This window comes from Mesorhizobium sp. CO1-1-8 (assembly GCF_020164875.1).
Classification (GTDB): domain Bacteria; phylum Pseudomonadota; class Alphaproteobacteria; order Rhizobiales; family Rhizobiaceae; genus Mesorhizobium.
Window position 1 is genome coordinate 37,378 of the sequence record NZ_JAIUGZ010000013.1, and the last position, 13,290, is coordinate 50,667.

Annotated in this window: 10 protein-coding genes; 4 read left to right on the top strand and 6 right to left on the bottom strand. The window is 61.8% G+C overall.

The genetic code is table 11. The annotated features are described in order from the left end of the window. Positions 1–940 precede the first annotated feature (940 nt). From LB558_RS23645 to LB558_RS23655, 3 genes are all read left to right on the top strand, one after another. Positions 941–2,428: an ATPase domain-containing protein gene (locus LB558_RS23645; RefSeq protein ID WP_224699756.1), complete on the top strand. Its 1,488-nt coding sequence runs from the start codon at positions 941–943 to the stop codon at positions 2,426–2,428. Continuing rightward, positions 2,428–3,465: a sensor histidine kinase gene (locus LB558_RS23650; RefSeq protein WP_263495387.1), complete on the top strand. Its 1,038-nt coding sequence runs from the start codon at positions 2,428–2,430 to the stop codon at positions 3,463–3,465. Before LB558_RS23645 ends, LB558_RS23650 begins: the two co-directional genes overlap by 1 nt. Positions 3,466–4,489: 1,024 nt before the next feature. Continuing rightward, positions 4,490–5,836, top strand: coding sequence for an NAD(P)/FAD-dependent oxidoreductase (locus LB558_RS23655; RefSeq protein ID WP_224699874.1), 1,347 nt, complete (start codon positions 4,490–4,492; stop codon positions 5,834–5,836). Positions 5,837–5,893: 57 nt separating this feature from the next. Here the strand turns inward: LB558_RS23655 and LB558_RS23660 are convergent, their stop codons facing one another. From LB558_RS23660 to LB558_RS23685, 6 genes are all read right to left on the bottom strand, one after another. Further along, positions 5,894–7,162 carry a D-tagatose-bisphosphate aldolase, class II, non-catalytic subunit gene (locus LB558_RS23660; protein WP_224699758.1) on the bottom strand — a complete coding sequence of 423 codons (1,269 nt, stop codon included), beginning with the start codon at positions 7,160–7,162 and terminating at the stop codon, positions 5,894–5,896. Continuing rightward, entirely contained in the window at positions 7,162–8,148 is a 987-nt protein-coding gene (locus LB558_RS23665; protein ID WP_224699759.1) for a sugar kinase, read from the bottom strand. The genes LB558_RS23660 and LB558_RS23665 overlap by 1 nt, the downstream gene beginning before the upstream one ends. 161 nt (positions 8,149–8,309) lie before the next feature. Continuing rightward, positions 8,310–8,939, bottom strand: a complete 630-nt coding sequence (locus LB558_RS23670; protein ID WP_224699875.1) for an HAD family hydrolase — start codon at positions 8,937–8,939, stop codon at positions 8,310–8,312. After that, positions 8,939–10,459 (bottom strand): FGGY-family carbohydrate kinase, encoded by a 1,521-nt coding sequence (locus LB558_RS23675; RefSeq protein WP_224699760.1) that lies wholly within the window; start codon positions 10,457–10,459, stop codon positions 8,939–8,941. The genes LB558_RS23670 and LB558_RS23675 overlap by 1 nt, the downstream gene beginning before the upstream one ends. Before the next feature lie 160 nt (positions 10,460–10,619). Continuing rightward, the gene (locus LB558_RS23680; protein ID WP_224699761.1) at positions 10,620–11,420 is read right to left on the bottom strand and encodes a BtpA/SgcQ family protein; all 801 of its coding nucleotides are present in this window, start codon (positions 11,418–11,420) and stop codon (positions 10,620–10,622) included. Positions 11,421–11,459: 39 nt separating this feature from the next. Then, entirely contained in the window at positions 11,460–12,320 is an 861-nt protein-coding gene (locus LB558_RS23685) for a DeoR/GlpR family DNA-binding transcription regulator (RefSeq protein ID WP_224699762.1), read from the bottom strand. A 165-nt stretch (positions 12,321–12,485) separates the two neighbouring features. On the opposite strand from LB558_RS23685, the gene LB558_RS23690 reads away from it, so the two are divergent. Then, positions 12,486–13,286 (top strand): SDR family NAD(P)-dependent oxidoreductase, encoded by an 801-nt coding sequence (locus LB558_RS23690; protein ID WP_224699763.1) that lies wholly within the window; start codon positions 12,486–12,488, stop codon positions 13,284–13,286. Positions 13,287–13,290: the final 4 nt, after the last annotated feature.

Below are 13,290 nucleotides of genomic sequence, written 5' to 3' on the forward strand. Positions count from 1 at the left end.
CAGCGTCGGCTGCTAAGCGCCTTAGCTCCTGGATGGCCCCTTCTTCAAAGCCTGGGCACCCTTGGCTTCGGCCGCAAGCCGTTGTTCTCGAAGTCGCGCAGTTTTTAAATAACGAGCTTCTCTCTCGGCCGCGTTAGCAACTTTTGCCTCACGGTCTGCGCGCTCCAATCGGTCCTTGTCGACGCTTCGCTGGGACACTTTGGCCTCCTACCAGAGACCGTTGAATTTACTGTTCGCTAAATTGTTCCCGTCAATTCGGCGACTGCCTTCCTGACGCGGGGGGCACCAACAAAGCAAAGCCCGACACCGGGTATTAGCGGGGCTATTTGAGAGGCAAGCGAGTTGACGAGAAGGGTACAACTAGCTTCCGCCATAGTGCTTCCCGCATCAAAGGGCCGGACCGCGACGCCGCATGTCGGCCTGGAGATTAGTTTCCTCTCGTTGTGAAGCAGGCGTCGACAGCATCGACGGCCGGAAGTGAAGGCAAGGACGCGATGCGCGTTGTCGCGGACGAAGCGAGCCAGCAACTCGGCTTGCAAGCCGACACCACGTGTTCGTCAAGAATGTCGCTCCGAACAGTCTTGCAGCCGAAAGCTATCCGGCCAAGCGACGTTGGCCAACAACGAAACATGACCCAGCCGTCCGCGAAGAATGGGCGAAATCCCATTAGCAGAAAAAAGCCAATGCTGTTTCCGTATCGACCGGCAGGGACGATCGCTTTTCACCGCTGTGCCAAACTCTTGAATGGCTGTGCTAGGCCCAGCGGATCGTGTCTGGCTCAGGCGCGACGCTGACGCCGGTCGCTTTTGCTAACCTCAAGCAACCACAAAGCCGTAGGCGCCGGATTATACGTACCTACAGTGTCGCCGATCCCTTGCAAGCCTGGGAACCATTGAAAATTCTGGCCGTTAGGTGGTCCTGGTCAGCGCGAGAGGGCACTTTGGAAACAGATGATGCATCACCGATCACTTCTGGCGTCAAGGGTCTCGATCACATCCTGAGAGGTGGTTATGCCAAATACCGGTCACACCTGATCGAGGGCAGGCCTGGATCCGGCAAGACGACCCTCGGGTTGCAGTTTCTGATCAACGGCGCACAGAACGCAGAGAGGTGCCTTTACATCACGCTTTCGGAGAGCAAGCGTGAACTTCTGTCGGTCGCCCATCGTCATGGGATGTCACTAGACGGCGTAGACATTCTGGAACTGGTACCCCCGGAGCTCAGCCTCGATCCGTCTCAACGCCAGACACTGGTCCACTCATCCGACTTGGAACTGGGCGAAACGGTTCAGTCCGCACTAGATGCAATCGGCCGTCTCAAGCCGGATCGTGTCGTTTTCGACTCCCTGTCCGAGATACGTCTCCTATCCCAGGGCTCCTTGCGCTACCGGCGCCAGGTGCTGGCGTTGAAGAGCTTCTTCCTTCTTAACGACGCAACGGTTCTGCTCCTTGACGACCTGACCGCCGAATTTCACGATTTAAACCTGCATTCTATCAGCCATGGGGTTATTCGCATGGAGCAGTTGTCACCCGTGTATGGGGGGGAACGCCGCCGGTTGCGGGTCATCAAGATGAGAGGTGTGCAAATTCGTGGCGGATACCATGACTTTGTTATCCGGCCAGGTGGGGTGTCGGTCTTTCCCCGGCTCGTGGCCGGCGAACATGACGAAGGCAAGCACGGCCCGCCAGCCCTAAGTGGTACTTCCCTCGATAACCTGTTGGGCGGCGGGCTGTCACGCGGCACCAGCACCTTGTTGATCGGGCCATCAGGTATAGGCAAGTCAACGATTGCTTCAACGTTCTGCCACGCCGCGCTTTTGCGCGGTGAGACCGTGCTGGTGCTTCTGTTCGACGAAACGAAGCGTATATTCCTGGCACGCGCAGCGGGGCTTGGATTGGACCTGGAGCCGTTCATCAACAGTGAGATGCTTCTCCTGGAGAAAGTCGAGCCAGCTGAACTGTCACCCGGAGAGCTGTCGTCTCGGATCCAAGCCGCCGTGGACAATTCGAATGCGCGGCTTGTGGTGATCGACAGTCTGACCGGTTACCTGAATGCGATGTCGGAGGAACAGCATCTGGTCCTGCAAATGCACGAGATCCTTACCTATCTCAATCAAAAGGGCGTCGTCACAATCCTTCTGCTCGCCAACCACGGACTGCTCGGGCAGATGGTTGCGCCGGTGGACATAACATACCTCTGCGATTCGGTAATGTTGTTGCGCTTCTTTGAAAATGGCGGAAGGTTGAGGCGCGCGATCTCGGTGGTGAAAAAGCGGGTCGGCGCCCATGAAGACACCATCCGCGAATTCAAGATCAGCGCCGCCGGCCTTGCCGTGGGCGAACCTCTTGAACAGTTCCAAGGCATCCTGACGGGCGTGCCGTCATATCAGGGCAAGCAGGGCGACCTTCTCAAAGATGAATCATCGTGATGCCCACCGATCCCGGAGTGCTCATCCTCTCACCAACGGGGCGTGATGCAAAAATCGCAGCCTCGATCCTCGCGTCGAATGGAATTGCGACGCATACTTGTACCACTCTTGCTGAGACGTTGCCGCTGCTGGACATTGCACAGTGCATGGTAGTTGCGGAAGAAGCATTGCTCACTTCGGACCGCAATCCATTCGCCGCCTGGCTTGAAAGCCAGCCGGCCTGGTCTGATTTCCCGATCGTTCTGCTCACGATGCGTGGCGCTGAGTTCGACGAGCGGTTGAGATTTCTCGACCGTTATCTCATCGTTCTGGAACGGCCTTTTCTGGCATCAAGCCTTGCCAACTCGGTGCGTTCCGCGCTGCGCGCCCGCACGCGGCAACTCGAAGTCAAATCCTTACTCGAGCAGAAAGAGGAAGTGGCGCATCGTCAGAAGCTGTTAATCCGGGAGCTACATCACCGTGTCAAGAATACCCTTGCCAATGTGAGGGCGATGATGGGAGCAACAGCCCGGTCAAGCGGCAATGTGGATGATTTCGTCCGCAATTTCTCGGCCAGGCTGGTCTCTCTGGCTGACACCCATTCGATGCTGACAGACGATTATTGGCAGACGGCATTTCTGCACAGAATGCTGGAAGCTGAGCTTCGGCATTACGACACCACCGACAGGTCCCGCATTTTCTTGGAAGGGCCTGATGTCGCGCTCGTGGCGGATCTCGCAATACCGGTGGGTATGGCTTTCCATGAGCTGGCGTCGAATTCGTCGAAATTCGGAGCGTTGTCCTGGCCCCAAGGACGGCTTGAGGTACGCTGGTCGCTGGCGCAATCCAAAAATGCTCAAGTCGTTCATCTTGACTGGCGTGAACGCGACGGGCCTGAGGTGCACCCGCCCCAGCGAAGTGGTTTTGGCACAACATTGCTTGAGAAGGTTGTCGCCGTGCAGTGCGACGCAAACGTCAAGCTGCAATACCATCCTGAGGGTTTGCAATTTGCAATGGACTTACCCCTTCGGGAAACCAGGCTTGTCCCTGCCTACTAGTCTAAGCACAGGTCACGGTTCGGGGTCGCTCTTGGCGACAAAGGCCTATCCTCGCGTCAGAAGCTCAACCAGTGGCGTGTCGGGTCATGCACCCGCAGAGCGAGGACCCCTCACTGAATCCACCAGCCAGTGCGCTACGGCAAGGATCAGACTGCGGCAAGAGTCTGAATGCCCTTTCGGGTCTGCCACCGGGTCGGGGGTTGGCACCAATTGTGAGGCGCAACTGGTCGTTCGTGCCGGAGCCTCGTACGTCCGCGGCCGAGATTGTGCTACCTATTGTGATACGTATTGTGATACAAATGAGACCCCGGCAGGAGTGAAAAACATAACAAAAACAGTTGGTTGAAGGGCGAGCTGATCCCAGCCAACGGTACCATAAATAGTCAAATAATCTCAAAGACTTAAAGATTTCTGGCTTAGCTAAGCTGGCTTGGGGGGCAGTGCATCCTATGGACGTGTACCATTCTGGTACCATAGGTAGGTAGTCGAGCTATGCCTATGACGGTCAACAAAATTGGCGGCAAGCTGGGAGCGAACCCTGCCAACGTCGGCCGTCGTTTTCGCTTGAGATCTTTGCGCGGCCAAAAATTGCCGGCGTCCATAAGAAGATGAGGGCATCGTGTTTGCGCACGGCTTGCCCGCGGATGCCTGTTTCGTGCGGGAGCAGGTCGGCGAGGTCGAGGCTCGGACAGTATTTCCGGCCAACAGGATCAGACTGCAGCCGGGATATGTCTCAACCAGCCGCATGGCCGTCGCCAGGCCGACGATGCCGCCGCCGATAACGCAATAGTCAGGGCACGGCTTGCACAGTCGCCAGCCTTTTGGCCGGCAGTTTCAGAACTCATTGTCCGGAGGGGCGTTCCGACCCGCGATCTGTCGCCGTCGTTCCCGGCAAGCAGTAGCTGACGATCAATCTCCTCGCGTGGTATCGACATTCCACGGCGGCCAGATATCGCTGCCCCGATATCGCTCCCAAGTGCGTAGACCGGACGCCGCCACGGCATACCAAGAAGGACAGTGCTCTTTGACAATCTTCCCCTTCACTGAGGCGACCCCGATCCAGTTCCAACAGCCCCTGCCGAAGACGTCGGACGTCGTGATCATCGGCGGCGGGGTCATTGGCGTGACCACGGCACTCTTCCTGGCGCGACGGAACATCTCGGTGACGCTGCTGGAAAAGGGCCGCATCGCCGCCGAGCAATCCTCGCGCAATTGGGGCTGGATCCGGCAGCAGGGCCGCGATGCCGACGAACTGCCGATCGTCATCGAAGCGCAGCGCCTCTGGCGGCAACTGGCCGAGGAATGTGGCGAGGACATAGGACTGAAGCAGACGGGCGTTACCTATCTTGCGCGAACAGACAAGGAGATGGCCGGTTTCGCGAAATTCCTGAAGATCGCCCAGGCTCATGGCGTTGACACGCGTCTCCTCGACCAAGGTGAGTTGGCAAGCCTGATCCCGGCCATGGCGCTGCCGTTCAAAGGCGCAATGATCACCCCATCGGACATGCGCGCCGAGCCTTGGGTCGCTGTGCCCGCGCTTGCTCGCCTGGCGGCCCGCGAAGGCGTGACGATCATCGAGAATTGCGCGGCACGTATGCTCGACATCTCCGCGGGACGCATCAGTGGCGTCTGGACCGAGAAAGGGCTCATCGCGACCTCGAGTGTCCTCGTCGCCAGCGGCGCCTGGACGTCGCTCTTCCTGCGCGCCCACGGCATCTCGATTCCGCAGCTCAGCGTCAGGGCGACCGTCGCTGCGACAGCGCCGATGGTGGAAATCCACCCCGGTGCCGCCGCGGACGAACGCATCGCTTTCCGGCGCAGGCAGGATGGCGGGTACACGCTCGCATCGGGAGGCAGCAACCAACTCTACATAGGGCCGGACGCATTTCGCCATGCAGGCAAATATGTCAGCGCCCTGATGGCCAACCCCTTCGGCACACGCTACCTGCCGGCCGCGCCGCGAGGCTACCCGGACGGCTGGTCGACCCCGCGCAGATGGAACGCGGATGAAGAAAGTCCTTTCGAACGGATGCGCGTCCTCAATCCAGCTCCCGAGACGTCGGCGCTCCGCGCCATCGACCGCGGGTTCAGGGAGCTTTTCCCTCAGTTGGCGACTGTACCGGTCAAGGCGAGCTGGGCGGGCATGATCGATGCGATGCCTGATGTCGTGCCCATCGTCGATCGCGCCGCTGCGATCCCGGGCCTCGTTGTCGCGACCGGGATGAGTGGCCATGGCTTCGGCATAGGACCCGGAATGGGCCGCATCCTGTCCGATTTGATCCAGGGCAACGAGACCGGGCACAATCTCCACAGGTTCCGTCAATCCCGTTTCAGCGACGGCAGCCCGATCCGATTGGGACCATCGCTGTAAGCATTTCTGCCGCCCGTCAGCCCATTCGCTCTGGCCTTGAAGAACCGGACGAGGGGTTCAGGTGCCGCATGCCCGGGCGTAGACCTCGATGCTTCGCTGGACGTGATCAATCGCGATCTCCTCGCCGTCGCAGGCTCGGTCGGCGCAAGCGAGCGCCGAAGGCAGGTGCTGGAGAAACAGCGTCACCGGCACCTTGCGGCCCTTCAGCGCATCGATGAGCAGGTCGCAGGCGGCGCGGGCTTGCGGGGTCGCCCAATAATATCGGATGCGATCGGAATAGGAGTAGTGGCGCAGCGTCCGCTTGTCGGCATCGCTGCCGTGATAGTGGCTTGCCCAGTTCCTGGGAGCATCGAGCATCAACTCTTCCATGGCGTGGTAAAGCGGCCGCTCGCCATAAAAGGGCACCAGATCGGAAGCGATCAGGTCGAGCGCGTACAGCGCCTCGCGCAGTTTGAAGGTCAGCTCGGGGCCGACCTTGAGGATGGCGAAGCCGTCCTCGACGAGTTCACGCAGCGGCCTCTCGCCCTGATAGTCCGTCGAATGGGCTTCGAAAATGAGCGATGGCAATCCGTTCAGAGTTGCCGCCAGATCGCGGGCCTTCGCCCGATCGTAGAAAATTACATTCTGGTTGCCGAACTCCACGCCCGGCTGCACCACAAGGCCGATGACGCGGGAAAACGCGCTTTCAAGCCCGGCGGCCCGGAATGCTGCCGCGTGAATGGCATATGTCTGGCGCGCCGCCTCCGGACTGGTCAGGGTGATCGCATCCAATGCGTGATCGGCGCCGCCGGGCGGCGGCACTTCCGTCCCGATGATGTAGACCGGGCGTGCCCCGCCGTTCTGCGCTGCCCCCTGTTCCGCGGCGCCCGCCAGCCTGGCCGCACGCTCGGCCACCGTGTGGTCGTCGAGCGCCGCCGGCTCACCCGCGCAGCCCATAGAAGCATCGAGGTGGATCTTGCGGAAGCCGGCGCGGACATAAGCATCGACCATGGTCACGGCCTGCGCCATCGCCTCCTCGGCAGGCCGGTCTTTCCAGGGATTGGGGCCGAGATGATCCCCGCCAAGCACGATCAGCTCCTTTGGACAACGCTCGGTCGCCGCGAGCGCATCCACCATCGCCGCGAAATCGGCCGGCGTCATGCCCGTATAACCGCCCAGATGGTTGACCTGGTTGCACGTCGCCTCGATCAGGACGGTGGTGCCGGTTTCCCGGCCGTGGCGCAGTGCAGCTTTAAGCACCAACGGGTGTGCCGAACACACCGAGGCCACCCCGAGCTTCTTGCCTTCCCTCTGCAGGGAAGGCAAATCTTCGATCGCCACGCGCATCAGCTTCTTCTCGCCGTTCTTGCCATGAAATCTTCCAGTTCGGCACGCGTGCCGGCTCCCTCCATGGGGCCGAGGCGTGTGACGTTGCGCGCCCCCGCCGCATTGGCGAATTCAAGCGAAGTCTGCAGCGGCATGCCCAGCCGCCGGCATGCGACATAGGCTCCCCCGAAACAGTCGCCGGCACCGGTGGGGTCCGTTTCCTCCACGATGAGGCCGGGACAATCGGCGCTGGCGCCCGTGCTTTGACGGGCTGACGCGCCACGCTCACCACGCTTCACGGCGATCTCCTTGACCCCTCGTTTGAACAGCGCCTCGATTGCGCGTTCCTCGCCATCCATGCCGGCGGCCAGGAACAATTCATTGCCCGACGGCAGCAGCAGGTCCGCTTCGTCCACCAGACCGGCGAATTTCTCCTCGGTCTGGCCGTGCGCCAGCAATTCCTTGCGCACGTTCGGATCGAGCGACATCGTGCCGCCGCGCGCCTTGATCAAGGGGATCGCGCGCTCGGTAATCGCCCAGGCGGCGGGGCTTGCGAACACCGTTCCCATGACGTGGATATGCCCGCAACGCGCGATCAGCGCCTCGACCTGTGGGGTCCATTCCAGCCGAGCGGCGGCGGATTTGGCGATGTTGTAGACGAAATCGCGACTTCCGTCCGTGCGGTAGCGAACAAAGGCGCTGCCGGTCGGATAATCCGCGGAAACAGCGATGGCGGAAGTGTCTACGCCGTCTCGCTTCAAGCGCTCCATGTTGACGACGCCGAAATCGTCGTCGCCCACCACGCCCACCATCGCGGCCGCTCCGCCCATACGCGCGCATTGATCGATGAAGATGGCGGGCGCGCCGCTAGGAAAGGGACCAATGAGGTCGATAGCTTCCCGGAAGCCGGTGCCTGTCTGCCTCGCGACGATCTCTACCAGGATTTCTCCAATCGTCACGGTTGGTCCGAGCGAGTCCGGTGCAAGCGTTTGGGGGAGGTCGTTCATCAAGCGTCCAATCCTGGGTGTGGTGTCGTTTGCGGTTTCACGACGCCGAGGCGCAAGGGGATTCTTACCGGATCGATGCGAATCGACCAGACGCCATCACGCAACGATCCTCTACCGGCATGGCCAAGCGCACACCTGGGAGGTCGCGTCGCGCCGAACCCTCAGCCGTGAAACAGATCCAGGATCGACGACAGACGGTTGGTACTGAGATCGACATCGCCGAGCAGGCCGCCGCTGGGGAGATAGCCAACCACGAACAGACCGGCGGCTCGTGCGGCCTTAGTGCCGGTGCGGCTGTCTTCCACGGCCACTACGGACCCTGGAGCTATGGCGAGCTGCCGGCAGGCCTCGCGATAGGGCGTTGGGTCGGGTTTGCCGACCGGAACGTCGTCGAGGCTGATTGTGAGACTCATATGGTCGAGCACGCCGAGCGCAGCGAGATTGGCATTGACGACTTGCCGGCCTGAATTTGACACGCAGACCTGCGGGACGCCGCGGTCAGCCAGGGTCCGGATCGTCTCGACCGCCTCAGGGATCGGCACGGCGTCCGCCCGGTTGGCGACGTAGTGGGCATTGACGGCGGCGAGCCACTCCGCGTGGTCGAGCCCGACTGGGAGGCGCGGACGCAGCATTGTCCAGACGTCGCCCATATGGATGCCGCGAAAGGCCTGGTCGGGCAGGTCGTCAAGATCGACGTTCCAGTTGCGGCAGCCGGCGAGGAGAGATTGATGATGCAACGGCTCGCTGTCGATCAACGTTCCGTCGATGTCCCAGGCGACGGCGCGATACATCACGATGACGATCCCGCTTTGGTCGCGCCAGGAGCCGACAGGCGCGCATAAAGATCGCGATAGCGGCGATAGCCATCGCGGTAGATATCGGCCTTGCGCGGGTCGGGATCCAGCCGGTCGGCGAAGCTGACGAAACCGGAAACGCCCGACCAGTCGTCGGTCAGGCCGACGCCGATCGCCGCCGTCCAGGCAGCGCCGATGCAAGAGCCGGGGTGCCCGGTCAGGCGTTGGACCGGCTTTTGCAAGACATCCGCGACAATCTGCATCCACACCTTGCTGCTTGAGCCGCCGTCGGAGGCGAGATAGCGCTCGGTCCGGTGGCCCATGTCGTTGAGCACCTCGACATGATGCGCGATGGCAAAGGCATATGCCTCGAGCAAAGCGCGCCAGACATGGCCGATATCGTGCGACAGCGTCAGCCCATCGATCACGCCACGGGCCGCTGGATCATGGATCGGCGTCTTCTCGCCAAGGAAATAGGGCAGGATGATGAGGCCATCGGCACCGGCGGGACGCTCTGCCGCCAGCGCATCGAGCCGCTGGTGTACCGAAATTCCCTCGGCCTGTGCCGCGGCCATCTCGCCGCCGGCGAAATTGCGTACGAACCAATTGAGGCCCGAGCCGCCGGTCGACATGCAGCCATTGGGCATGAACAGGCCCGGCACCAGATGATAATCGAGATACATGCGCGGATCGGGCTTGATCTGATCGGTAGCGATCAGGATATCGACCGAGCCGCCGAATTTCAGGAGCACATCGCCTGGCTTGGCGACGCCGGCACCGAGCGCGGAGGCGATCATGTCGGCCGCACCACCGACCACAGGTGTTCCCGCCATCAGGCCGGTCTCATCCGCGGCCTTCGCCGAGACGGAACCGAGGATCTCATGCGAGGCGATCTTTCGGGGCACGACCGAGCGCGGTATGTGCGCGAGCGCCACCAGATCGTCGTCGATCCGGTGCGTCGAAACGTCGACGAAGCCGGCCTCCAGCGCCCAGTTCTGCTCGACCGCACGTTCGCCGGTGAGGCGCCAGTTGATGTAATCATAGGAGCCGAAAACGGTGGCGATGCGGCTGAACACCTCCGGCTCGTGACGTTCTATCCAGCGCAGTTTTGCGGTGACGAGCTGTTGGTTGATGCCGTTGCCGGCCTTGGCGATGAAAGCCGTCTCATCGCATTCGGTCCGCAGCTCGGCCACTTCGGCGCCACAGCGGCCGTCGCTCTGCTGGATGCTCGGCCGCAGCACCTCGCCCTGGTCGTCCAGAAGAACGACCGCCGGCAGCATTCCGGTGGTGCCGACCGCCACGATCTCCTCGGCCTTGATGCCGCTGGTCCTGAGCAACTCCTGCACGATGTCGCAGACATTGGTCCACCATTGCGCGGGATCTTCCTCGGCCCAGCCCGCATGCTCGGAATGCAGCGTGACGGGGCGCGAGGCGAGGCTCAGCACCTGATCGGGAAGCCGGATCAGAATGCCGATCGTCGAGGTGGTGCCGATATCCAGACCTAGAACGAACGCCATGTCGAATCCATTGAAATGCTGGGAAGGGCAGGCGGGCGAACCTGTCTGCCTCGTTGTGTCCCGCTGCTCGATACCAGTCGATCATTCCGGACCGGACCGCAACGATCGATATGATCACCGCGAGCCGGCGCGGTGGCCGGCATCGCCGTGGAAGCCGTCCTCAGCGCAAAGCCGCGACAACGTCCATGAAGCGCTTGACCCGATCGCCGTCGACGGCGTTCCAGGTATTGCCATCGATCTTGAAATGGGTCCCGATCACGACGCCGCTCGCCAGCGAAAGGACATCGCGGACATTGTCGATGTTCACGCCGGTGTTGGCGAAGACCGGCACGTCCTTGATCGTCTCGCAGACGCTGCGCAGGTGGGACTGGTCGGCCGGCTGGCCAGTGATCGGACCGGAAACGAGGATCGCGTCTGCCATCGACGAGAACACCGCGCTCTTGGCGCGCAATTCAATCGGGCGCTGGTCGAGCGAGTGTGCGAACTCGGCATTGATATTGAAGAGAAGCTTCATGTCATCGCGACCAAGATTGTGCCGCAGGCGCGAGGCGGCGGCGCAATCGGGCTCCCACAAGCCCATGTCGGAAGCGAACAGGCCGGTGAAGATCTCGCGCACGAAACGGGCTCCGGTGGCGGCCCCGATCGCGACGCTGGCGGTCGGATCCCAGAGATAATTGACGCCAAACGGGACTTTCAACTCGGGCTTCACCGCCTGGACGATCGCAGTCATGGCGGCAATGCCTTCGGGCGGCGCCTTGAAGACATAGGGGCGGTCGTTCTCGTTGCCGAACATGATGGCATCGACGCCGCCGCTCTGCAGCTTGCGGATGTCGGAGAGTACGCCATCGATCAGCTTGTCGAGGCCGCCATCGGCATCATAGAGGGGCGTTCCAGGCAGGGCACCGATATGTGCCATCGAGATGACAGCCTTCTTCTTGTCGCCGAAAAATTCAAATACCATCGAGTCTTCTCCTTGGGGATAAAGTGAAAATGTTGCGCCTCAGTCGCGCGTCAGTGGCGGCGCGATGCGCAGGTCGACCTTGGCCGCGGCGAGCGCCGCGGCGATCTTGCCCGGCGGTTCGGCGTCGGTGATGAGGATGTCGATGTCCGACAGTGGCGCTATCCGTACCAGCGACATGCGCAGGAATTTGGCGGAATCGCACAGGACGATCTTGGTGCCTGACCGTCTCAGATAGGCGCGCTTCATATCGGTATCATCGAAGGAATAGTCGAAGAGGCCGTCCGCCGTGATGCCGGAGACGCCGATCACGGCGACGTCGAACCACAGCGCCTCGAACTGGGCGATGGCCGCGGGCCCGCCGGTCGACATCTCGTCGGCCCGTACGCGACCGCCGGCAACATAGACTTCGGGCACGCCGCCGTTCAGCAACGCCGCGATCCTGAGGCTGTTGGTGAACACCTTGGCGTGCGGAAGGTCCCTGAGGTGCTCGGCCATCAGATAAGTGGTGGTGCCGACATCCATCGCGATCGTGCGGTATCCCGAGACCAGCGCGGCTGCGGCCGCGGCAATCGCCGCCTTCGGGTCTCGGCGCTGGCGCAAGCGCGAATCGAAACTCGGCTCCTCACTGTCCATGGCGACCAGCGGTGGGGTGTCGGCCTCGATCGCGCCGCCATGGATTCGCACCAGCCTGCCCTCGCGTTCCAGTTCGACGAGATCGCGGCGGATCGTCATGTCGGAAACGGCAAGTTCGGCCGCGGCCGCAGCGACAGTGAGCGACCCCGTCCGGCGCAGGAAAGCCAGGATGCGTGCCTGTCGATCGTGCGCGAGAAGGCGCTGACGATCGGCATCACGCGGTGCGCCGTGCGTGGACGATAGAGGAGGGGCGGTGTCGTCTGCCATCGATGTATCCGGTGGGTAAGCCGCTGATGAAGCGATCTGAAGTTTTCACTCTACCGCACGATCAAACATTTTCAAACAAAAATATGTTTGCAGTGTTCGAATTTATTGGTATGCATCTCCATATCAACAGAGCGCATTCCGCCATCAAGCAGAGAGAATACGACCATGCCGGCTGTCTCCGTCACGCCTCCAGTGCTTGCCGAACTTGCGGGCAAGCGCGCCTTCGTGACAGGGGGCGGCGCGGGGATCGGTCGTGCGATCGCGACCGCCCTGAGGCGGCAGGGCGTCGCCGTGGCGATCGGTGATCTGGATCCCGACGCGGCACGCAAGGCGGCCGAGGAGATTGGCGGCGGTGCCACGCCTGTTGCGGTCGATGTTCGCCGTCGCGATTCCGTCGAGGCGGCCTTCGCCACTGCGCTCGAGGCACTTGGCGGCTGCGACATCCTGATCGCCAATGCCGGTGTATCGACCATGCAGCACGCGCTCGATCTGACCGACGAGGAGTGGGACTTCAACTTCTCGGTCAATGCACGCGGTGTATTCTTGGCAAATCAGATCGCTGGACGGCATTTTGTCAAGCAGGGCACGGGCTGCATCGTCAACACCGCCTCGCTTGCCGCGAAGGTCGGTGCGCCGCTCCTGGCGCACTATTCGGCATCCAAGTTCGCCGTGCTCGGCTGGACGCAGGCCTTTGCCCGCGAGCTCGCGCCGAAGGGGATACGCGTCAATGCCGTCTGCCCGGGGTTCGTCAAGACCGGCATGCAATCGCGCGAAGTCGAGTGGGAGGCGCATCTGCGGCAAGTCACGCCCGAACGGGTGGTCGCCGACTATATCGCGCAGACGCCACTCGGCCGGCTCGAACTGCCGGAGGATGTCGCCGACGTCGTCGTGTTCCTCTGCTCGGATCAAGCCCGCTTCATGACTGGCCAGGGGGTCAACGTGACCGGCGGCGTCTACATGACCTGACGGC